At 63.4% G+C, this 21,428-nt stretch carries 16 protein-coding genes and 2 pseudogenes; 11 read left to right on the forward strand and 7 right to left on the reverse strand.

All coding sequences use genetic code 11. From position 1 onward, the window contains the following. On the forward strand, nucleotides 1-557 hold a 557-nt coding region (locus FS320_RS21025; protein WP_152713915.1), incomplete at its 5' end, for an IS630 family transposase. Between the two features lie 35 nt (nucleotides 558-592). On the opposite strand, the gene FS320_RS21030 is transcribed toward FS320_RS21025, so the two are convergent. Genes FS320_RS21030 through FS320_RS21040 form a run of 3 tightly spaced genes read right to left on the reverse strand, consistent with a single transcriptional unit; the run spans nucleotide 593 to nucleotide 5,138 of the window. Beyond that, nucleotides 593-1,492: a DMT family transporter gene (locus tag FS320_RS21030; protein ID WP_152713916.1), complete on the reverse strand. Its 900-nt coding sequence runs from the start codon at nucleotides 1,490-1,492 to the stop codon at nucleotides 593-595. Between the two features lie 6 nt (nucleotides 1,493-1,498). Next, nucleotides 1,499-3,895 carry a PIG-L family deacetylase gene (locus FS320_RS21035; protein ID WP_152713917.1) on the reverse strand — a complete coding sequence of 799 codons (2,397 nt, stop codon included), beginning with the start codon at nucleotides 3,893-3,895 and terminating at the stop codon, nucleotides 1,499-1,501. Then, complete coding sequence (locus FS320_RS21040) at nucleotides 3,885-5,138, reverse strand: ROK family transcriptional regulator (RefSeq protein WP_152713918.1); 1,254 nt, start codon at nucleotides 5,136-5,138, stop codon at nucleotides 3,885-3,887. The genes FS320_RS21035 and FS320_RS21040 overlap by 11 nt, the downstream gene beginning before the upstream one ends. Nucleotides 5,139-5,308: 170 nt before the next feature. Here FS320_RS21040 and FS320_RS21045 point away from each other — a divergent pair, with 170 nt between their 5' ends. From FS320_RS21045 to FS320_RS21085, 9 genes and pseudogenes are all read left to right on the forward strand, one after another. Continuing rightward, on the forward strand, nucleotides 5,309-6,562 hold the full coding sequence (locus FS320_RS21045; protein WP_152713919.1) for a sugar ABC transporter substrate-binding protein: 1,254 nt from the start codon (nucleotides 5,309-5,311) through the stop codon (nucleotides 6,560-6,562). A gap of 78 nt (nucleotides 6,563-6,640) precedes the next feature. Further along, the gene (locus FS320_RS21050; RefSeq protein WP_420846755.1) at nucleotides 6,641-7,516 is read left to right on the forward strand and encodes a carbohydrate ABC transporter permease; all 876 of its coding nucleotides are present in this window, start codon (nucleotides 6,641-6,643) and stop codon (nucleotides 7,514-7,516) included. Continuing rightward, entirely contained in the window at nucleotides 7,516-8,370 is an 855-nt protein-coding gene (locus FS320_RS21055) for a carbohydrate ABC transporter permease (RefSeq protein WP_152713921.1), read from the forward strand. Before FS320_RS21050 ends, FS320_RS21055 begins: the two co-directional genes overlap by 1 nt. Nucleotides 8,371-8,375: 5 nt before the next feature. Next, nucleotides 8,376-9,884, forward strand: coding sequence for an argininosuccinate lyase (gene argH, locus FS320_RS21060; protein WP_152713922.1), 1,509 nt, complete (start codon nucleotides 8,376-8,378; stop codon nucleotides 9,882-9,884). Continuing rightward, nucleotides 9,884-10,954 carry an ABC transporter ATP-binding protein gene (locus FS320_RS21065; protein WP_152713923.1) on the forward strand — a complete coding sequence of 357 codons (1,071 nt, stop codon included), beginning with the start codon at nucleotides 9,884-9,886 and terminating at the stop codon, nucleotides 10,952-10,954. Before argH ends, FS320_RS21065 begins: the two co-directional genes overlap by 1 nt. Further along, complete coding sequence (locus FS320_RS21070; RefSeq protein ID WP_152713924.1) at nucleotides 10,951-11,847, forward strand: carbohydrate kinase family protein; 897 nt, start codon at nucleotides 10,951-10,953, stop codon at nucleotides 11,845-11,847. Before FS320_RS21065 ends, FS320_RS21070 begins: the two co-directional genes overlap by 4 nt. Before the next feature lie 654 nt (nucleotides 11,848-12,501). Then, nucleotides 12,502-12,900, forward strand: a complete 399-nt coding sequence (locus FS320_RS21075) for a (R)-mandelonitrile lyase (protein WP_152713925.1) — start codon at nucleotides 12,502-12,504, stop codon at nucleotides 12,898-12,900. Nucleotides 12,901-12,930: 30 nt separating this feature from the next. Then, nucleotides 12,931-13,919 (forward strand): annotated as a pseudogene (locus FS320_RS21080) (aldo/keto reductase). 596 nt (nucleotides 13,920-14,515) lie between these two features. After that, nucleotides 14,516-15,226 (forward strand): L,D-transpeptidase family protein, encoded by a 711-nt coding sequence (locus FS320_RS21085; protein WP_476738986.1) that lies wholly within the window; start codon nucleotides 14,516-14,518, stop codon nucleotides 15,224-15,226. A 214-nt stretch (nucleotides 15,227-15,440) separates the two neighbouring features. Here FS320_RS21085 and FS320_RS21090 read toward each other — a convergent pair whose 3' ends face one another. From FS320_RS21090 to FS320_RS21100, 3 genes are all read right to left on the reverse strand, one after another. Then, nucleotides 15,441-16,490: an amino acid ABC transporter substrate-binding protein gene (locus FS320_RS21090; protein WP_420846754.1), complete on the reverse strand. Its 1,050-nt coding sequence runs from the start codon at nucleotides 16,488-16,490 to the stop codon at nucleotides 15,441-15,443. A gap of 48 nt (nucleotides 16,491-16,538) precedes the next feature. Further along, complete coding sequence (locus FS320_RS21095; protein ID WP_152713930.1) at nucleotides 16,539-17,114, reverse strand: L,D-transpeptidase; 576 nt, start codon at nucleotides 17,112-17,114, stop codon at nucleotides 16,539-16,541. Between the two features lie 115 nt (nucleotides 17,115-17,229). Next, a complete protein-coding gene (locus FS320_RS21100) occupies nucleotides 17,230-17,691 on the reverse strand; it encodes a hypothetical protein (protein WP_152713926.1) in 462 nt (153 codons plus the stop codon). A 629-nt stretch (nucleotides 17,692-18,320) separates the two neighbouring features. On the opposite strand from FS320_RS21100, the gene FS320_RS21105 reads away from it, so the two are divergent. Next, complete coding sequence (locus tag FS320_RS21105; RefSeq protein ID WP_338105426.1) at nucleotides 18,321-20,132, forward strand: alpha/beta hydrolase; 1,812 nt, start codon at nucleotides 18,321-18,323, stop codon at nucleotides 20,130-20,132. Nucleotides 20,133-20,505: 373 nt separating this feature from the next. On the opposite strand, the pseudogene FS320_RS21115 reads toward FS320_RS21105, so the two are convergent. Beyond that, nucleotides 20,506-21,300 (reverse strand): annotated as a pseudogene (locus FS320_RS21115) (IS110 family RNA-guided transposase); the annotation flags it as partial. Nucleotides 21,301-21,428: the final 128 nt, after the last annotated feature.

Genomic DNA, 21,428 nt, shown 5'->3' on the forward strand with positions numbered 1-21,428 from the left:
TTGATGAAAAGTCTCAGATCCAGGCGCTCGACCGCACCCAGCCGGGCCTGCCGCTCAAGAAGGGCCGTGCCGGCACCATGACCCACGACTATAAACGACATGGCACCACGACCCTGTTTGCCGCTCTTGATGTGGCGACCGGCACGGTCCTGGGCACCTGCATGAAGCGCCATCGCCATCAGGAGTTTCTGCGCTTCCTGCGTGTCATTCATCGCAACACCGACAAGCGCCTCGACCTGCACCTGATCGTGGACAACTACGCCACCCACAAGCACCCCAAGGTGAAGGCTTGGCTCGAAAAGCATCCGCGCTTCCACCTGCACTTCACGCCGACCTCGGCCTCATGGCTCAACCAGGTTGAGCGCTTCTTTGCCCTGATCACCCAGGAGCGCATTCGGCGGGGCGCCTTCACGAGCGTGCCCGATCTGGAGAGTGCTATCATGGACTACCTGGAGCACCACAATGCCGACCCGAGACCCTTTGTCTGGACCGCCTCGGCCTCAGCTATCCTGGAAAAGGTCGCCCGTGCGAAACAAGCGTTAGAGTCACAACACTAGCATATGGCGGTCATTGCGAAGACCAGGTCTGAATCTTACGCTCTGTCCCTCTTCTTGAGCCAGCGTTCGACGGGTGTGGCTAGGATCGTGGTCAGAACCACGATTGCGGCCCCGATGCAAAGGGACAGGGACGGGATCTCGCTAAAGAAAAGCCATCCTGCAAATCCCGAAAAGAGGATCGACAGATATCCGATGGGCGCAAGGAGGCGTGCCTCCTGCTTCTGATAGGCCTGCAGCCAGCAATATTGGCCGACCTGCGCCAGCACGCCGACGAGGATGATGTTCGGTGACTCGCTCCACGGGATCGGCACCCAGACGACGGCCGCGGGAATCGAGGTCAGGAGCGTCAGGCCGACCGTATAGAAAAGCATCAGGACGACGGTGCTCTCGCCGGCAAGCCGCCTTGTCTGGACGATGGCCAGGGAGCCGAAGAACACGGATCCGAAGGCTGCAACCAGTCCCATGTTCCACGGAATCGCATCCGGCTGCACCATGACGATGACACCGATGAAACCGAGCGCCGTGAATGAATAGCGCATCCTGGTCACGCTCTCTCCGAGCATGATGGCAGCCATCACCAGCAGCACCAGCGGCCGGGTGAATCCGATGGCGGTGACCAGCGCCAGGGGCAATGCCGCAAAGGCCGCGAAATTGAGAGTCAGGGCGACCGAGTTGAACGCGACCCGAGCCAAGTGGCCGCGAATGTTCGACAGGTCCGTGAGCTTCCGGCGGTGACGCCACACCAGTGGCGTCACCGATATGAATCCGACGAGCGAGCGCAGAAGGACAAGTTGGACCGCCGGGTAGGTCTCACCCTCAGCCTTGACGATAGCCTGCATGGTCGTGACCAGCGCCATGTCGAGCAGAAGCCATCCTGCGCTGATCCAGAGAGGAACAGGAGGCGCGCTCGACCTGCTTTCCGGCTCGATCGCCATGTCCTCTCAGGCTGGCTGAACGAGGTTCGCCAGAAGGCGGAAGGCACCGGGAACGAGCTTGTCCAACTGATGATGCAGCACGAGCGCCACGTGAGTGTGCCGGCCTCGACCGATGCGGGCCGAGATCAGCGATCCACTGAGCGGGTTCTCACCAGGATCGTTCAGGGACAGCAACTCTTCATAAACGGAGTCGTAATCGGCAGCAAAGTAGAGCCCCCTCTCCTTGTCCCAGCCCTGCCAGTCGCTTGCCCCGATCCTGTTCGGAGAGGTGAGCAGGGGACTATCGGGTTTGAGAACCGTCACGGGAGCGGAAGGATCGGTGACGCGCCAGCGCAGCGACGGCGAGCCGATGACCAAGCGCCGAGGCGGCGTCCGATCCGGGTCCCAACCATCCGTCGGACGATGGTAGAGCGTCACCAGATGGCCGCCCTCCTCCACGAACCGATGCAGTCGGCCCATCGCGGCCTGGAGGTCGCGTCTCAGCCCGAATGCGAAGATGCCGACGACGATGGTCGTGAACCCGGTGAGAGATCCTGCCTTCAGATCCGCTTCCGCGAGATCCGACACATCGAGCCCAAGCCGGCGCATATGCGTCCCGACATTGTCGCTTCCGGCGCCGACATATCCGATGCGGGCGTCTGCCGGCAGGACCACATCCAGCGTCAGAACCTTGAGTTCCGCCGGTGTCATGAACACGGTTGGCTGGATATGAGGATAGGCGATGGACTGGATCGAGCTCGCGGGCCTGCCCTCGAGGATGGGGACAAGACTTGAAACACCGGTCTTCGCCTGGCGCGGCGGATCGATCACCCAATCATTGTGCTGACGCCGGATGGTCCAGCCCTCCGGCACCTGCCAATCCGTCGGATTCGCCCCCACGGTTTGGACCCGAATGCCGGATGCCGGTTCATTGGTCCTCACGATCGCAAAGGCCGGATCGAGGGACAGGGATTGCTGGGGGCTGATCGCCAGAGGCACCTCGGGATCGAGATCGAACCTGACTGTGCGGCCGTTCAGGTCGCCAGAGATACGGAGGCTCGCCGGACCATTGCCGCCCATGGGATCGAATGCTTCCGGATAGTTTCCTGTGTGAGAGGCCGTTTCAGGGATTGCGATCGCATGGCGGACATGCCCCGGCTTACGGGAAATCTCCCTCCCCTCGACTCCCTCGGGAAGCCGAGGGGTGACCGCGAGGTTTTCAAGGCCGGGCACATCGATGACAACATCAAGGTCGACCATCCCTCCCGGATGACCCGCCCCCTGGAAGACTGCTCTCGCCGCGTTCGCATTGGCTTCGAAGATAGCGGCATCGATCTCCCGAACCTTGCGGTCGAGACGATGCCCCAGCAGATCGAGGGCCGAGCGATCCATGCCCTTGCGTGCATCATCGATCAGCCGTGCCGCATGACCGAGCGACTTGCTGATTGCCTTGCGATCGGGGAACGCCGCCATCGCAGCGTCGATGTGCTCCTGTGCTTCCCGCAGAGCAGCGCCCGCGGCCCCTGTCAGGCCTGATGCGCCGGCAAGATCGCGAAGGTTCGCAGGCAGGTGATCGCGAAGGTCGCGCTCAGGGTCCGGTGAACCACCGGCTCGGAGCTTCAGATGAAGGCTCCACTGATCGACCGGATCGTCCCGCCATACGCCCATCCCCTGCGAGGCGTGCGCCGCGCGGGACCACTCGCCGAGTTGCCGATAGGCCAGACCGGTGACCGGATCGCGGGCGACATTCTGGATGCTGAGCGTTGCGGCCGGCGGCGGCACCTCGTCGTCGTAGGCATAGCCCGCTCCCGACCATGCCGGGAGATAGAACTTGGGAACCTGCCAGGGTGCGAGTCCCGATGCCGCATGTTCCGGAAAAGCGGAAGGATCCACCGCCAGCGCCAATGCGGATTCAGCGGCACGGGTCATCGCGCGATGGTGGCCGTGCTGTCCTGGCACGTCGAGGAACGTTGGTATCACGATGTCGGGCCGGTACTGGCGATAGGCCCGAACGAGCCGTTCGACGAGCCGCTCCTCGCCCCATCGCCGAAGGGTGTCGTCGCCATTCTTGGAGAACCCGAAATCGTGAACCGGGTCTTCGGGTCCATGACCGAGCCATGCCACGTCCGCATCGATGCGGCGGGCCGCTTCCTCCATCTCGGCGGTCCTGAGCACGCCGAGCGCGCCACCCCGCTCCGGCCCGAGGGCGTTTTGGCCACCCTCGCCGCGGGTCGAACAGGCGACCACGATCCGCATGCCATAGGCAAAGCGCAAGGCTGCCAGCATGCCATTCGCCTCGTCGTCCGGATGCGCTCCCGTATTCATCACCGTCAGCACGGACGGAAGCCGGCTCAGTGCACGGTGCAGGCGGACAAGAGCCGGCTTATGAACGGCGCGCGCGAGACGGCTATGGTCATCCAGCAAGAGCGATCTCCTCATTCGGTTGTTCACGTCGGGCCGCATGGGCGGTATCGAGCCGCGGAGTCATCGTTTCCAGGAGCGGCAAGGCGGCGGCACCGAGCGCCGCCGTAAGGCGGCCGGTCCGCCCGTGGATCAGGCGTGCCTCGCTCCGGTTCCTGCGGCGCGCGACCGACAGGGGAAGCGGCTGCATCGCCTGCACGAGATCCTCCAGCAGACCGGGCGGAAGAACACCGCCCAGGACGATAGCCTCGGGATCGAACAGGTTTTCGAGCATTGCGACCTGGGGCGCCAGATAACCCGCGGCCTCCTCGATCCACGACAGGACGATGGGGTGCCGCTCGCGGTGAAGGCGTTCCAGATCCGTGTATTCGATCCCGTCGATCCCAACCGTGGCCAATCGCTGCGCGAGGGAATGGAAAGAGGCATAAGCCTCGAGGCAGCCATGCTGCCCGCACGAGCAGAGGCGCCCTCCTTTCTCCACCGGCACATGTCCGATCTCGCCTGCATTGCCGTTCGCTCCACGAAACGGACGGCCGTCGATCATGATGCCGAGACCGAGCCCCTGCCCGAAATAGATCAGGCAGAAGTTCTTCAGATCCCTGGCCGCGCCATGCAGGCGTTCGCCGACGGCAGCGGCGGTGGCATCGTTCTCCAGCGTGATGGGCACACTCAGCATGTCGCCGATGCTTGCGATCGCGTCGAAATCCAGCCATCCGGACAATGTCGTCGGCCCAACGGATGTCATGCCCTCGACGTTGAATGGACCAGGCATCACGACTCCGACCCCAAGGAGCTGGGGCACGGGGGACAGCAGTTGCGCCTGCGCCGCCGCAATCTCGGCCTTGATGACGGGAAGCACCGTCTCGGGATCGTTCCGCGGGATCGAGACAATCCGTTGGGCACGAACGCGGCCGCCGATATCGACCAGAAGCGTTGAGATGTGGTCGGCTGCGATCTCGATCCCGGCTGTCATTCCGCCATCCGGATTGACGGCGAATTGGATCGGCGGCAATCCCCGCCCTGCCCTGAGCCGGCCGGTCCTGATCAGCAGCCCGTCGGCGACGAGATCCTCGACGATGTTCGAGACGGCTTGGGTGCTCAGATGCGCATGACGGGATATCTCCATCCGCCCGACCGGGCCGAACTGGCGCACGACATCCAGCACCACGCGTCGATTGTGCGAGCGGTTCCGCTCCGGATTGCTTCCGATCGTCGATGGCTTTCCGACTTTGGCTTTTCTCGGCATTCCCACCACTCCGTGCATCGGACGATGAACCGGGGCAATGAATAACTCAAGTGAATTATCTTATTGACAGGGTCATAACTCTCATGGAGCCTTAAGCCCGGAACGGTCCTTCCGAAGGCCGCCACCAGAGAAATGTCGGCGCCCTGCGCCAACAAAAAATGGAGAGGGATATGCGTTTTCGTCACTTGTTCGCGAGCGTCGCCTTAAGCGTCGTCACCCTGGCCGCCACCGGCGCGAAGGCCGTCGAGATCGAATACTGGCAGTATGTCTTCGACACGCGGGTCAAGGCGATGACCCAGCTGATCGCGAAGTTCCAGGAATCCAATCCCGACATCAAGGTCAAGCAGACCACCTTCCCCTACGCCGATTACCAGACGAAGGTCGCCGCCGCGATCCTTGCCGGTCAAGGGCCGGACGTGGTGCAGCTCTTCTACGGCTGGACCGACAATTTCATCTCCGGCAAGATGATCCGCCCGCTGCGGGCAGAGGCCTTCCCGTCTGCGGATATCGAGCGCGATTTCTTCCCGATCGTGAACGCCATGAAGCGTGGCAACGATTATTACGGACTGCCGACTGCGGTGCGTTCTCTTGCCCTCTTCTACAACAAGAAGGCCTTCAAGGACGCGGGTCTCGACCCCAACAACCCGCCCAAGACGCTTGAGGAGCTCGTCGCCGCGGCCGAGAAAACCACCAAGCGCGACGGCAGCGGCAATATCGTCTCCGCTGGCATGACGCTCGACATGGGTGGGCAGGATCACCAATGGTGGCGCGAAGTCCTGATCCGCCAATTCGGCGGGGTTCCCTACACGGACAACGATACCAAGGTCGTCTACAACGACGAGGCGGGCCTGAAGGCGCTCACCTTCTACACGGACCTACAGAAGAAGCATAAGGTCGGCCAGACTGGGTTTATGGACGAAGGACAGGCCGCCTTCCGCGCGGGCCTCGCAGCCATGACCATCGACGGCACGTTCCGCCTTGGTTCCTTCGCTACGATCAAGAGCTTCGAATGGGGAGTGACCGAACTTCCCGCCAACGCACAGGGCGTGCGCAGCAACTATGCCAGCTATTTCGCCAACGCGATCACGACCAAGGCGGAGGGCGAAAAGCTTGCGGCAGCCGAGAAGTTCCTGACTTACGTCTCCTCGCCCGAAGCCATGAAGATCTGGATGGACGTCGTCGGTGAGTTGCCGGCCCGGCGGACTGCGGCTCTCACGCCTGAGAACATCGCGCATCCCGTCTATGGTCCGTTCCTTAAGGGCCTGGAATACGCCCACACGACCCTGTTCAAGGATGAGGCTGCTCAGCGGCAGACCGCCATCGACATGGCAAACCGCGTCCTGATCGGTGGCGAAGAACCGAAGGCCTCGCTCGCCAAGGCTGCCGAAGCCGAGCAGGCGATCCTCGATCGCGCCAAGCGTTGATAAGTCGAGCCTGCGGGGAACAAGTTCATGTCCGTTGTCGCACATCGAGAGGCCGCCGCCGGCGGCCTCTGGTCGAGGATGAGCCTTGGCCAGAAACAGCTGATATGGGCGTGGGGCTTCCTCGCGATTCCCCTTCTCTTTTACGTCGTCATCCGCTTCTGGCCGACATTCCAGGCCTTCTACCTGTCCGTGACGGACTGGAGCATCACGCGGCCCGCCGCCTTCGTGGGCCTGGAGAACTACAAGAGGCTCTTCGCGGACCCGCTCTTCTGGCAGGTGTTCCGCAACACCTTCCTCTACCTGGTCCTCGGCACGCCGATCAGCCTGCTGATCTCGTTCGTCGTCGCGTATTACCTCGACCGCGTGCGGTTCATGCATTCGTTCATTCGTGCCTTGTACTTCCTGCCGTTTCTCACGACGGCGGCCGCGATGGCATGGGTCTGGCGCTGGTTCTATCAGCCCGTCCCCATCGGGGTGATCAATGACATCCTCACAGGCTTCGGCATCCCGCAGCAACCTTTTCTCCGCTCCACCACTCAAGCGCTGCCGGCGGTTCTCGCACCGGCCATCTGGGCGGGTCTCGGGTTCCAAATCATCATCTTTCTCGCCGGATTGCGGGCCATTCCGACGACCTATTACGAAGCCGCGCGGATTGACGGTCTGTCGGAAGGGGCGATCCTGCGGAAGATCACGATTCCCCTGCTCAAGCCGACTCTCGTCTTTCTCGTCGTGTTCTCGTCCATCGGCTTCCTGCGCATCTTCGATCAGGTCTACAACATCAATACGAACGATCCCGGCGGTCCGCTGAATTCGACCAAGCCGCTCGTGCTGATGATCTATCAGACGGCCTTCAGCTCTTACGAGATGGGATACGCTGCCGCCCAGACGGTTGCGCTGTTCCTGATCCTGCTCGCGATCTCCCTCGTCCAACTGCGCATCATGAGAGACCGCTGATGACCCACGCTGCATCATCCCACAGGTCTCTGCCCATGTCGCGGATCAGGCCCGGCAGGATTGTCGCCTGGACGCTCCTGTTCATCGGCGGCGTCATCATGGTGACGCCCCTCCTCTTCATGCTATCCACGTCCCTCAAGGATGCCTCGCAGGTCTACGACCTTCGCGTGATCCCGGCAGCGCCGACCCTCGACAATTATATCGAGATCCTTGGTGACGGACGCTTCACGCGCTGGTTCATCAACTCGATGATCGTGGCGGTGATCGTCACTCTCTCGAACGTGTTCTTCGACAGTTTGGTCGGTTACACGCTGGCCAAATTCCGGTTCCGCGGCCGGTACATCGTTTTCATCGCCATTCTGTCCACACTGATGATCCCGACCGAGATGCTGGTGCTGCCCTGGTATCTCATGGCGAGCCAATTCGGATGGCTGGACAGCTACTGGGGCATCATGTTTCCGGGCATGATGACGGCCTTCGGGACCTTTCTGATGAAGCAGTTCTTCGAAGGGGTGCCGGATGACTTCCTGGAAGCGGCAAGGATCGACGGTCTGAACGAGTTCACCATCTGGTGGAAGATCGCCATGCCGCTTGTGACTCCCGCCCTGTCGGCTCTCGCGATCTTCACATTTCTCGGCAACTGGACGGCCTTCTTCTGGCCGCTCATCGTAACGACGAGCGCAGAACTCTATACGTTGCCGGTCGGGCTCTCCAGCTTCGCAGTGGAGCAGTCCATCCAGTGGGAAAAGATCATGACGGGCGCAAGCATCGCCACCCTTCCCACACTCATCATCTTCCTGTTCCTCCAACGCTACATTGTCCGAGGCGTGATGCTGGCCGGATTGAAAGGCTGAAGCCGATGACTGCAGGCACCTTCAACGACACATCCACCTTCCCGGATCCGGTCTACAAGGAGACCGTGCTGCGTCCCCTGTTCGACGGAGCCAAGGATCATCATGTCGAGGGCTTTCGCCTCATCGACCGCGCGCATCTCGTCATGCTCCACGAGACCGGAATCCTGACCATCAAGCAGGCCCGTCCGATTGCCCAGGCTCTCGAAGCTATCGACCGCGATGTCGATGTCGGCGCCCTGACCTATACCGGCGAGGTCGAGGACTTCTTCTTCCTCATCGAGAAGCAGCTTCGCGCCCGCCTCGGGCCAGACCTCGCCGGGCGGCTGCATACGGCGCGCTCCCGCAACGATATCGACCACACTCTGTTCAAGCTCGGCCTCAAGCACCGCATAGACCCGTTGCTGGAGCGCCTGGTCCGGCTGGCCGAAACCCTCGCCTCGGTAGCGGAACGGGAAAGCAGGACCCTGATCGTCGCCTACACCCATGGGCAGCCCGCTCAGCCGACCGTCCTCGGCCATTATCTGTCCGCCGTGCTCGAGACCCTGCTGCGCGACATTGCCCGCGTGGAAGCAGCTCGTGACATCGTAGACCGGAGCCCGATGGGAGCGGCCGCCATCACCACGAGCGGCTTTCCCATTGATCGCGATCTGATGGCACACTTGCTCGGCTTCAGCCGCCCCCTCCAGAACTCATACGGTTGCATCGCATCCGTCGATTACATCACGTCGACCTATTCGGCCATCGAGCTGGTCTTCCTGCATCTCGGCCGCTTCATTCAGGATCTGCAGTTCTGGACGAGTTTCGAGGTCGGACAGATCTATGTTCCCAATGCTTTCGTGCAGATCAGCTCGATCATGCCGCAGAAGCGCAATCCCGTTCCGATCGAGCATATGCGGCATCTGTCCTCCCAGACCGTCGGTCGGGCGCAGGCGATGCTCACGATCATGCACAACACCCCCTTCACCGACATGAACGACAGCGAAGGCGAAAGCCAGGGCTTCGGCTATGGCGCCTTCGAGAGTGGTGGACGTGTCCTCGATCTGCTCGCCGCGCTGGTTCCCGCGCTGAAAGTCGATGCCGATAGGGTTCGCCAGAACATCCGCCGCAGCTGCATCACCGTGACGGAGCTCGCCGACAGCCTCGTTCGCCTGGAAGGACTGTCGTTCCGCGAAGCGCACGAGATCGCGGCAGATGTCGCACGCTCCGTCGTCGCCATCGGCGGCGACATCGCCAGCGATGGGTACGACGCCTTTCAGGCCGCCTTCAATCGCTGGGCGGGTCGCGGAACGAGCGTCACTCCGACCCAATTCGCCGAGATCGTTTCGGCAGAAAACTTCGTCGCCGTCCGCGACCGGCTCGGTGGCCCGGCGCCAGAGGCACTTTCCCAGGCGATTGCCGGCTACAATCAGGAAATCGCTAGCTTCCGCACCCGGATGCAGAGCGCGAAGAGCCGCGCCGAGACATCCGCCCAGGACCTTCGGTCCCGTTTCAACGCCCTTCTCGGAGCCCGCTAATGGCGACTATCGAAATCGATCGCCTCGTCAAGAAGTACGGGCAAACGGCGGTCGTCCATGGCATCGACCTCGCGATCCACGACGGCGAGTTCGTCGTGCTGGTCGGGCCGTCTGGATGCGGCAAGTCCACGACCCTGCGGATGATCGCCGGCCTCGAGGAGATCAGCGGCGGCCAGATTCGAATCGACGGACGCGTCGTCAACGACCTTCAGCCCAAGGACCGGAACATCGCCATGGTGTTCCAGAACTACGCCATCTATCCGCACGTGACCGTTGCCGACAACATCGCCTTCGGCCTCTACCGGTCGAAACTCTCCAAGAGCGAAAAGCGCGCGCGGGTGGAGCAGGTTGCGCAGACCCTTGGCCTGTCGCATCTCCTGGAGCGCCGTCCGTCGGCTTTGTCGGGCGGTCAGCGCCAGCGTGTTGCCATTGGGCGCGCGATGGTCCGCGATCCTGCGGCGTTCCTGTTCGATGAGCCTCTTTCCAATCTCGATGCCCAATTGCGCACCCAGATGCGCATCGAGATCAAGCGGCTTCATCACCGGCTCGGCACCACGTCCGTGTTCGTGACCCACGATCAGGTCGAAGCCATGACCATGGCCGACAGGATCGTCGTGATGCGCGACGGCAGGATCCTGCAGGTCGGCTCCCCGCTGGAACTCTATGAGAAGCCCGTCGACGTCTTCACTGCACGCTTCATCGGCAGCCCGACGATGAATCTGCTCCCGGCATCATTGAAGCAAGGAGAGGCCGATCTGTCGGTGGGCGGCTCCATCAAGGTTCCGTCCCTGTCGGCATCGTCGTCCGAGGTTCTGGTCGGCGTTCGCCCACAGGACCTCGCCCCAGGAGTGCCCGGAGTGCCGGGCCTGTCCGTGTCCGGCACGGTCGTCGTCGTGGAAACCCTAGGTTCCGAGACCCTCGTTCACATCGAGAGCGGCGATCAGACCGTCATCGGCTCAGCGCCGGGGCGGCAGATCCCGAAGATCGGCGAGCAGCTGACCCTGCATGCTCCGGTGGAGAGGCTTTATTACTTCGACAAGGCGACAGAGAAGGCACTGGCTTCCCAATGACCGAGAAGTCCTCTGAGCGGAACAAGGTTCTGTGCCTTGGGCGGATCTATTGCGACATCATCTTCACGGGCCTGCCTGACATGCCGGTGCTTGGTCGCGAGCGCTTTGCTGAAGCCGTGACGATCGCCGCGGGTGGCGGCGCCTATATCACGGCGGCTCATCTTGCATCCCTCGGCCGACCGTCGGCTCTGCTCGCACGTCTGGGAACGGACCCGCTCTCGCAAAGCCTCAATCCGGAGCTTGAAGGAAGCGGGATCGACCTGGCCTTCGTCGAGCGATCCCACGACGCCGGTCCCCAGCCGACCGTTGCCTTGGTGAAAGACGGAGAGCGAGCCTTCGTATCCCGGCGTGCCGGCACCTCCCGGCCGGCGTCCCTGGAAGAGGCGCTCTCGGCGCCCGACATCGCTCACCTGCACATTGCGGAATTCGCCACTCTCAAGGACAATCCCGACGTAATCGTCATGGCGAAGGATTGCGGCCTGACGGTCTCGCTCGATCCGAGTTGGGACGATCAGCTGATCCGTCAGGATGCAGGGTTCTTTGAGACATGCGAAGGAGTCGATGTCTTCCTCCCCAATGTCGAGGAGGGAGAGGCGCTGACCGGTGAAAAATCAGCCGAGGCCATCCTGCGTCATCTGCAGGAGCATTTTCCGCTGGTCGTCTTGAAACGTGGCGAACACGGCGCCATGGCATCCCGTGGGACGGCACGTGTCTCGGCAGAGGCACTTCCCGCTAACGTGGTCGACACCACCGGAGCGGGCGATGCTTTCAACGCAGGTTTCCTGCATTCTTGGCTCGGCACGTCCGATATCGAGAGAAGCCTGGCAGACGGGATCAAGGCGGGTGCTCTCTCCGTCCAGTCGGCCGGAGGAGCCCCGCCGCGACTGTTGTAAGAGTCATACTTTAGGGGCCCCTCGCGACTGACTGCTTTGGGTCAAACCTTCACACTAGGCCGTTCAACGAATTTCAGCTCTCGCGCGCCGAAGCGGACCACGCCCTTTGGTCCGGGGAGTGCCAGGAGCGTCATTCCTGTCGGATGAACACAGGGCAGATTCCCATCAGCCAGCGCGCTCGTTCGGAGGAGCAGACCAGACGCTCAGCGGCATCACACCAATTGCTTATGCCGGCCGACGTGAGAGATCAGCTCAACCGACCTGCGATGGCATAGCTGACGAGTTGATCGATCACCTAGCAGACACCGGATCCGGCGAACTAAGCATCCTGCCGGCCAAGCTTCTTTGCCTGGACCCTGGCGGAAGGCTGAAACGTTAGCTGGGACGGCAGCGCCGTTGAGGATGATGCGGCTGAGGGCGATCGTCCGCCTGCGAGCTGCTTGGCTCCAACGCTGCTCGGTAAAGCCTGCCCCTCCTCCGCGGCAAGAAAGCCGCCGCGTCGTCCAGCGCGACGGTGCATTCATGAACTCCGAATATAGGCGCATGCGGATTTCAACATCTAATCGACCGAGCCCGCTCGGATTAGATCAGTGCCTGTCCACCCCGCCAGCCGTCCCACGACGGCCCAGTTGCCATCATCGAAGGAGAAGGACGATGGAGATCAAGCGAAGCGGTTCACAGCCCTCCGGCAAAGGGCCGGCGGAATGGTTCACCGGCACCGTGCGAATCGACCCGCTGTTCAGCCCGCCCGATCCGGCCCGGGTTGCGGGCGCCCATGTCACCTTCGAGCCCGGGGCCCGCACGGCCTGGCACACGCACCCGCTAGGCCAGACCCTGATCGTCATGTCGGGCCTCGGCTGGGTGCAGCGCGAGGGTGGACCCATTGAGGAGATCCGGCCGGGCGACGTGGTCTGGTTCGAGCCTGGCGAAAAGCACTGGCACGGCGCCACCGCAACCACGGCCATGAGCCATATCGCGATCCAGGAGAAGTTCAACGGCTCGCCCGTCGACTGGATGGAGCACGTCACCGACGAGCAGTACCAGGGCCAATGATCGGCTGATTATCCCTTCAAGGACATCACAATGCAGAAGCGCAAACTCGGCAGCAGCGACTTGGAAGTCTCGGCCATTGGCCTCGGCTGCATGGGACTGAGCTATGGCTACGGCCCGGCCACCGATATGCAGGACGCGATCACGCTGATCCGAACGGCCTTTGAGCGCGGCGTCACCTTCTTCGACACCGCAGAGGCCTATGGTCCGTACAAGAACGAGGAACTACTGGGCGAGGCGCTCGCTCCGTTCCGCGATCAGGTGGCGATCGCCACCAAGTTCGGCTTCGAATTCGATGCTAATGGCGGGCAGAGCGGCATGAACAGCCGCCCCGAGCACGTCAGGGAGGTCGCCGAGGCGGCGCTGAAGCGGCTCAAGACCGATGTCATCGATCTCTTCTACCAGCATCGGGTCGACCCGAATGTGCCGATCGAGGATGTCGCTGGCACAGTGAAGGACCTAATCCAAGACGGCAAGGTCAAGCATTTCGGACTGTCCGAGGCCGGCGTCCAGACGATCCGGCGCGCTCATGCGGTGCAGCCGGTCACCGCCCTTCAGAGCGAGTATTCCCTATGGTGGCGAGAGCCCGAGCAGGAAATCCTGCCGACGCTGGAGGAACTCGGGATCGGCTTCGTCCCCTTCAGCCCCCTTGGTAAAGGATTTCTTACGGGCAGATCGACGAGACCACGACGTTCGACAGCAAGGACTTTCGCAATGTCGTCCCGCGGTTCTCGCCGGAGGCCCGCAAGGCAAACCACGCTCTCGTCGATCTGCTTGGTCAGATCGCGGCCCGCAAGCAGGCGACCCCGGCGCAGATCGCGCTCGCCTGGCTGCTGGCGCAGAAGCCTTGGATCGTACCGATCCCCGGCACCACGAAGCTACATCGCTTGGAGGAGAACATCGGAGCGGCTGCCGTCGAGCTGAAGCTCGACGATCTGCACCATATCAAAGACGCCGTCTCGAAGATCACAGTGCAAGGGGATCGGTATCCTGCGCACCTTCAGGCAAGAGTCGATCGCTGAGCAGGAGGCACTGCATGCAAGATCAGCCGTTCGGTATCAGCGCGACGTTAGCGTGATGTCGGCTTCAGTGCCGGACGGCATGAGTGCCCTGCACAATGCCCATTCAACAAGAGAAAACACCATGGCCAGCTTTTGCTACAATACCTTCGGCTATACCAGAAGCCGAAGTCGCGATACTGTTGGCCCCAGGCTGGCGTTCGGCGGCAAAGCCCGACACTTCGGCGATGTCGACCTATGGATTGCGATTGGCTGAATGGAGCCGACCCAGCACGTCCCGCGAAATCGATAGATTGAGTCGATGACCGCCCGCGGGTCAGATATACAACGCGAGTGCCTCGACGTGCATCAGGATGGTGGCGATCAGGCCGGTCGGCCCGGCTCCGCGGGGGCTATCGATGGGGCCAAGCCGAGCGCCACGCGACGTGAGACTGCGAGACCGCGTGGACGTCACCGACCATGATGCATGGCGGGCGCGGCGAAGGCCCGGGCTTGCCAATCGAGCCCTGTGACGGCAATCTCAGCTCAGCAAGACGTTCAGCGGGTGTATGCCGGAGTATTTTCTCGTCGGGCAACAGGACATGGGAAACTGCCAAATCATGAGCATGGACAGTGGGAATACCGATGCTGCCGAGATCGACGAGACAGCTTTGCTCGGGCGTCGGGCGGGGCTTCTCAGCCGCCGGTCGTTTCTGATCGGCTCGGCCGCCGGTGTCGGCGCGCTGGGGCTGGCCGGTTGCGCGACATCCGATGGCATGAGCTTCGCCGAGGCGGCGAAGGTCTACGGGCCGGTGCCCGATGAGAAATTCCCGATCCCGGCGGTCGATGTCAGCAAGGTCGATCCGAAATACTATCGCCGGACAGTTCGCTACGACACCAAAGAGGCGCCCGGTACGATCATCGTCGACCCCGGCAATTACTACGTTTACCGCATCGAGGACAACGGATCCGCCACCCGCTATGGCGCCAATGTCGGCCGCGACGGGTTCCGGTGGAGCGGTGACGCCTATGTCGGGCGCAAGAGCGAATGGGCGACCTGGACCCCGCCCAGGGAGATGATCCGGCGCCAGCCCGAGGCGGCAAAATGGGCCCGCGGCATGCCGGGTGGCCTCGACAACCCGCTCGGCGCCCGCACGCTTCATCTCTATCAGAACGGCGCTTACACACTCTACACGATCTACGCCAGCCTCGACGCCGAATCGATCGGCTCCGGCATCACAAGCGGCTGCGTCGGCCTCCTCACCCAGGACATGATGCATCTGTACTCACGCACGCCGGTCAAGACGAAGGTGGTCGTCCTGCCGGCATAGCAACGATGCCAGCCCACGCCGGGGCGCTGCCGCTGCCGCCGGGAAAATCCAACAGCCTCACATCAGGGTATTCCAGCAGCCTTTGCATCATCTGCTGGAACAGCACGGCGGCAGGACGGCGGTCGCGAGCGAGAGTCCGATGAGCAGGAGTTGCGCCTGTTTGCACTGTCTCCAGAGCTGCCGATAGAACTAGGACAATGGATAGCCTCCGCGCTCACCGGAGCGGAGGGGCGTAGAGAATGCCCCCCATGCTCCAGAGCTGGTTGAGGCCGCGCGGGATGCCGAGGCGCGAATTAACCCCGACATTCCGTTCGTAGATCTCGGCGTAGTTCCCTCGAGCCTGGACCGCGCGGACCGCCCAGTCGTCATTGAGCCCGAGAAGTTTGCCCAGGCCACCCTCAGCGCCGGCGAAGCGGCGCACGTCCGGCTTGGGGGAGCCTGCCGCCTCGCCCGCGTTTCCTGCCCTGATCCCGAGCTCCTCGGCGTTGACGCGGGCAGACGACTTCGCCTGGTTCAACCATTTCACGATGTTGAACCAGGCGAAGTCGTCTGCCCGCGTCACCGGCCCCAGCGGTTCTTTCGATATGACGTCCGGCAGGACGACGGCATCGGCTGGCCGCGCGAGCTTGAGGCGCTCGGCATAGAGTGCGGATTGGTCCCTTGTCAGGACGTTGCATTGGCCCGACTGGAAGGACTCGAGGGCAGCAGCGGCAGTCGGGAACGCGCGCTCCTCAAACGTCATTGAGTTGGCTGCGAAGAAGTCGGCGACGTTGAGTTGGCTCGTCGTTCCTGCCTCGACGCAGATCTTTGCCCGGTCGAGTTCGAGGGCCGACGTGACGTTGAGGTCCCCCATGACCATGAAGCCCTGGCCATCGTGGTAAGTCACGCCCGCGAAGGCGAGGCCGAGGCCGGCCTCCCGTTCCAGGGTCCAGGTGGAATTCCGGGACAGGAGATCGATGCGGCCCGCGCGCAGCGCCTCGAACCGCTCGCCGGCCGACAGGGGTACGAACGTCACCTTCGCGGGATCGTCGAGCACCGCGGCCGCCAGCGCGCGGCAGAAATCTACGTCGAAGCCCGACCACTCTCCCTGGCCGTTCCTCTCGGAGAAGCCGTAGAGGCCTTCGCTGACGCCGCATTGCACGGTCCCCCGCTGCTTTACCGTCTCGAGCATTCCGGCCCCGGCGGGCGCGGCGGTGGCGAGCAGCAGAGCGACGGTCATGCCTGCGGCGGGAGAGGGTGCGCAGGCTCTGGCAATGGTCCACATGATGAGTGATCTCTGTAAATGCTGGGCGGATTGAGGAACCTGAATGGGTCAGAGGGTGGCGCCGTGGCGCACTACCACCTTCGTGCCGAGCGGCACGCGGGCGTAGAGGTCGATGATGTCGCCGTTGGCCAGGCGGAAGCAGCCGGACGAGATCGACTGACCGATCGTCTCCGGCTGGTTGGTGCCGTGGATGCGGAAGACCGTCGAGCCGAGATAGAGGGCGCGGGCCCCCATGGGATTGCCCGTTCCTCCTGCCATGAAGCGCGGCAGATACGGTTGCCGGGCGAGCATCTCGGGCGGTGGCCGCCAGTCCGGCCACTCGGCCTTGCGGTTGATCCGCACGAGCCCGGACCACTGGAAACCCTCGCGGCCGACGCCGATGCCGTAGCGCAAGGCCCGGTTGTTGCCCTGGACGAGATAGACAAACCGTTCCGAGGTGTGGACGACGAGTGTCCCGGGAGGCTCGCTGGACCGGAAGAACACGACCTGGCGCGCATAGGGCCCGTCGCGGATCACGGCCTCTTCCGTCGAGATGCGTCCGGGCTCGTCGGCGATGTCGAGGGTCTCCTGCCCGGCAGCCGGCAAGCGCGCCTGGGCCGTTGCGGGCATGGGAAGGAAGACCATCAGGCAGAGGATGACTAAGGCGACCACCGCCGTCGGCAGCCTTGCCGCCTCCAACCCTGCCGATCGTGCTGTTGCTGTCATGACGTTCTCCGGGATCGTTGGGTGATTTCGACCGTCAGGCGCGGCAGCGCACGTACACGAAGGTGCCGTAGCGCCGGTTCGCGTCCGGATCGACGAAGCGCATGGTCATCAGGCTGTCGGTTGAGGAGAGTATCTCGCGGTCCTGCGGATGGCCCGGGGGCGCCTCGAAGCCGAGATACGTTCGGCCCGCGGCATCGCCCTTGAGCCGCAGTTCGTAGCGCTTTGGGTCATCGGCGACATGCATCATCACCCCGTCCGTCGGTCCCTTCGAGATCGCGTAGGCCTGGCTGCACTGGGCTCGGGCCTCGCTCTCGGTGCGTCTTCGGTCTTTCTCGTCGTGGAAGGACGCCACGCCCCACCGTCCGATCAGGCGCTCCCGTTCGAAGGCGGCAGGGACGATCGGACCGCTGCCCGCAGCCGGGGTCTCGCTCGTCGACACGCATCCGCCAACGGCAAGCGCCATGACCGCACCCGACAGGGCATATCGACTCCGCATGACGTTGCTCCCCGCAAAGATTCCCGCGTCCCCTTCGCGGGCGGAGAAACTATGGCGTGGCTGCAGCATCGGGGCCATTGGGGAAAACCCCGAACACTGCGAGGATTTACCCTGAGCGGTGCTCGGCCTGCGCCGAAAATTGGGCTTCGGTGAGGGTGCTGCGGCAGCGGATTGCGGCATGCCCGCGGTCTGGAACGGAGCCCGTGACCATCGGCCTTTTTCGCGGCAAGCCGGGGATTTCCAGATGCCGTCCCGGGACATGACCCGATACCCAATGCCGTTCCGATGGAGGAGTATGGTGAGGGGCGGACCTTTCGACAGGGAGGGTCGACATGCGATGGCCCGACTTCCACGACAGGCTCACGAGCCTGGTTTCTGTGCCGGCCTGCGGGCTGCGCTGGCTAGCGAACGCGAACTGATGCGGCAGCCAGGTCGGCGCCATTGCATCCACTGACGGTGACCGGACGCGCGGGAGAGCCTCGCCTCTGGGATGCGACGGTCTCCCGCTTCAAGACGAACGGCCGGGTTTTCCCGTTCTCTATTCAGGGAAGATCTCGCTGGCCCTCCGCTCGGCTATGCCCCTCACTCGCTGACGCGCATGCGTCGCCGCATGAGAGAGGGTTCCCCACATGCCTTCGCCACGCCTCATCCGCCTCTGGCCGTGGGCTATCGGACTTTGGGTCCTGGGCGCAGGCGTGGCCGGGTGCGCCAGCCCGAGGGGCACCCTTCTGCCGGTGCCCGACACGGTCCCCGGCGCGAGCAAGGTCGACATGCTGGTCGCCACGACGCGCCTGCGCGCGACGGACCCGCAGGAGTTCTTCTCGGGCGGTCGTGGGCCTGAGCTGTCCTTTGCCGAATTCACGGTCTCGATCCCGCCCGCAGCCAACCGCAAGGAAGGCGAGGTGCAGTGGCCGCAGAGCGTCCCCGGCAATCCCGCGACCGATTTCGTGACCCTCAAGGCCGACGTGATCGACCGCAAGCAGGCCACCGCCTGGTTCCACCGCACCGTCCGGAGCGTGCCGCAGCGGCGCGTGCTCGTGTTCATTCACGGCTTCAACAACCGCTTCGACGATGCGGTCTTCCGCTTCGCACAGATCGTGCACGATGCCGGCACGCCCGTGGTGCCGGTGCTGTTCACCTGGCCCTCGCGCGGCAGCGTGCTGGCCTACGGCTACGACCGCGAGAGCAACACCTATTCCCGCAACGCGCTCGAGAGCACGCTCCGGACCCTGGCCAGTGATCCGGCGGTCGGGGAGATCTCGATCCTCGCGCACTCGATGGGCAACTGGGTCACCCTGGAAGCGCTTCGTCAGATGGCGATCAGGGACGGACGCGTCGCTCCCAAGATCCGCAACGTGCTCCTCGCCGCCCCCGACGTGGACGTCGATCTGTTCCGCGAAGCCGTCCTGGACATGGGCCAATCCCGTCCGAGCTTCACGCTCTTCGTCTCCCAGGACGATCGGGCGCTGGCGATCTCACGGCGGATCTGGGGCGACGGGGCACGCCTCGGTGCCATCGATCCCGAGCGGGAGCCCTACCGCACGGACCTGGAGCGGGCGGGCATCACGGTGCTCAACCCCTCCGGCCTCCGCACGGGCGATCCCCTCACCCACAGCAGGTTTGCCCGCAGTCCCGAGGTGGTGCGCATCATCGGCCGCGAACTGGCCGAAGGTCAGACCCTGACGGATTCCCGCGTCGGCGTCGGCGACCGGATCATTCAGGTCACGACCGGAGCGGCGTCCGCAGTGGGCACCGCGGCGGGGCTGGCAGTCTCCGCTCCCGCTGGCAGTCTCCGCTCCCGTCGCGATCATCGATCCCCGGACGCGCGAGAATCTCGGGACCTACGCGGACGATCTCGGACGCAACCTGTCTGGTGCCGTTTCCCGATAAAGCAATGCATGCTCCACGCGGCCCCTCTGGCGCTGCCAGTTGCGTCGCTCACGGTCGTCGGGTCTGTCCGCCGTCGGCAGGCGAAGGCAGCCAGGCAAAGGACAGTCACCCCACGCCATGAGGTCGATGCTCAGAAGAAAGGCAAGGCTCCAGAGCGTCGCTCTCGAGAGACCCGTCAGGATGGAGAGGCCCGCCAGGGCGCCAAACAAACCCGACAGGAGCATGATCCAGCCGTGTTCCTGGCAGGAAGCACCCCAGCTGTATGCGGACGAGGCCGGACAGCAGGAGCAGCAACCCCAGCGCATAGATCAGGATCAGGGCGCCGGAACCGGGTTGGCTCAGGAGAACGACGCTGGCCGGAAGGTACAGCACGCACAGGAGCGCCTTCCAGTCGTTCTCGAACTCCAGGTCGAGCCTCCGGTTGGTCTCACGGCAGGCCAGCACGGCCGCGCAGGCATGGGCGACATGATCGCGATCATCTACCGGCCATGTGTCCTAACCTCAGGACGGTTCGGAACGGGTCAAAGAGTAACAAGCAGCAAATGCAATGAAGGTCCGCTTACCACGTCACGAGCTGACCAGTGCGGTTCTTCCGAGATGTGCCATGATGTATGGTCCGGCCGTGCGTCGCAAGATGATGTTGGCGGACTGACGAACGTGAGAGCTGCATCAATGTATTCGGCCTCTGTGTGGAGCGTCAGCTCCGGGCCATCATGGGAATCCGCGCGCATCCAAGGCTGACTAGCGGAAAGACCTCTGTGGGCCATCATGGCACCCAGTCTTGTGGTTGCGCCGGGCAGACCGTTCGTCCATCTCCTTCTTCATCTCGCAGACCTCGGCAGGACAGCCCCTGATGAGATCACCGATCTCATCGTCCTCTCCTCAGGGCTGATCGTTACAGCAAGAGACTGAAGCGCTCTCATCTCACATGGCATGAGCGGCGCTCCTCGCCTGATAAGCATGCCCTCGCGCCAGCACCGCCCAGGCGATGCGAGCGAGCTTGTTGGCGAGCGCAATCACCAGCATGTTGCGGTGTAGCCTCCGGCCCGCCGCCTCGATCCAGGGCCACAGGCCGAGCTTTGCCCCATGCGGCCGGCGCACCAGAACGACGTGAGCCGCCTGGACGAACAGCGTCCGCAGGTACTTGTTGCCGTGCTTCGAGATCTTGCCCAGGATGGTGCGGTCGCCGGTCGATTCCTGCTTCGGCACCAGCCCGAGCCAGGCGCCGAAGTCCCGCCCCTGCTTGAACCCTGCACCCGTGCCGATCGCCGCCACCACGGCGGATGAGATGATCGGTCCCACGCCCGGCACGCTCATCAGGCGCTGACAGTGCTCGTCCTGGGCGGCAAGCGCTTCGATCTCGGCCGACACGGCAGCAATGCGCTCGTCGAGCTGACGCCAGTCTTCAGCCAGATCGGCAATGAGGCGAACGATGCGAGCTGAGAGGGCATCAGAGTACGAGCCCAGGATGCCCGGCAGCGCTTGACGCAAGGGCGCGAGCCCCTGGCGCACGGTGATGCCCCGCTCAAGAAGGAAGCCGCGGATCTGGTTGGTGACGCCGGTGCGCTGACTGACCAGGCGCGAGCGGACCCGGTGCAAGGCGAGCAGATCCAACTGCTCGGGCGTTTTGATCGCCACGAACGACATGGTGGGCCGTTGCACCGCCTCAGCGATGGCCTCGGCATCCCGGTAGTCGTTCTTGTGGCCCTTGAGGAAAGGCTCACATGAGGAGCATCGGATCAAGGTCGAAATGCTTCAGTTCATGTAGTTCTCCATTCCGGTTTCCGGATCACAGGTCCGAGCCCGTCCTTCAAGCACGTTTTTGCACTGCGCGCTCAAGCTCACAT

It is taken from the genome of Microvirga tunisiensis (genome assembly GCF_009296175.1).
Lineage (GTDB): Bacteria > Pseudomonadota > Alphaproteobacteria > Rhizobiales > Beijerinckiaceae > Microvirga > Microvirga tunisiensis.

Bases quoted from the DNA above. Each gene is read 5' to 3' on its own strand.
- FS320_RS21030 (WP_152713916.1), bottom strand. From the start codon at position 1,492: ATGGCGATCGAGCCGGAAAGCAGGTCGAGCGCGCCTCCTGTTCCTCTC.
- FS320_RS21040 (WP_152713918.1), bottom strand. From the start codon at position 5,138: ATGCCGAGAAAAGCCAAAGTCGGAAAGCCATCGACGATCGGAAGCAAT.
- FS320_RS21045 (WP_152713919.1), top strand. From the start codon at position 5,309: ATGCGTTTTCGTCACTTGTTCGCGAGCGTCGCCTTAAGCGTCGTCACC.
- FS320_RS21050 (WP_420846755.1), top strand. From the start codon at position 6,641: ATGAGCCTTGGCCAGAAACAGCTGATATGGGCGTGGGGCTTCCTCGCG.
- FS320_RS21055 (WP_152713921.1), top strand. From the start codon at position 7,516: ATGACCCACGCTGCATCATCCCACAGGTCTCTGCCCATGTCGCGGATC.
- argH (WP_152713922.1), top strand. From the start codon at position 8,376: ATGACTGCAGGCACCTTCAACGACACATCCACCTTCCCGGATCCGGTC.
- FS320_RS21065 (WP_152713923.1), top strand. From the start codon at position 9,884: ATGGCGACTATCGAAATCGATCGCCTCGTCAAGAAGTACGGGCAAACG.
- FS320_RS21070 (WP_152713924.1), top strand. From the start codon at position 10,951: ATGACCGAGAAGTCCTCTGAGCGGAACAAGGTTCTGTGCCTTGGGCGG.
- FS320_RS21075 (WP_152713925.1), top strand. From the start codon at position 12,502: ATGGAGATCAAGCGAAGCGGTTCACAGCCCTCCGGCAAAGGGCCGGCG.
- FS320_RS21085 (WP_476738986.1), top strand. From the start codon at position 14,516: ATGAGCATGGACAGTGGGAATACCGATGCTGCCGAGATCGACGAGACA.
- FS320_RS21090 (WP_420846754.1), bottom strand. From the start codon at position 16,490: ATGTGGACCATTGCCAGAGCCTGCGCACCCTCTCCCGCCGCAGGCATG.
- FS320_RS21095 (WP_152713930.1), bottom strand. From the start codon at position 17,114: ATGGTCTTCCTTCCCATGCCCGCAACGGCCCAGGCGCGCTTGCCGGCT.
- FS320_RS21100 (WP_152713926.1), bottom strand. From the start codon at position 17,691: ATGCGGAGTCGATATGCCCTGTCGGGTGCGGTCATGGCGCTTGCCGTT.
- FS320_RS21105 (WP_338105426.1), top strand. From the start codon at position 18,321: ATGCCTTCGCCACGCCTCATCCGCCTCTGGCCGTGGGCTATCGGACTT.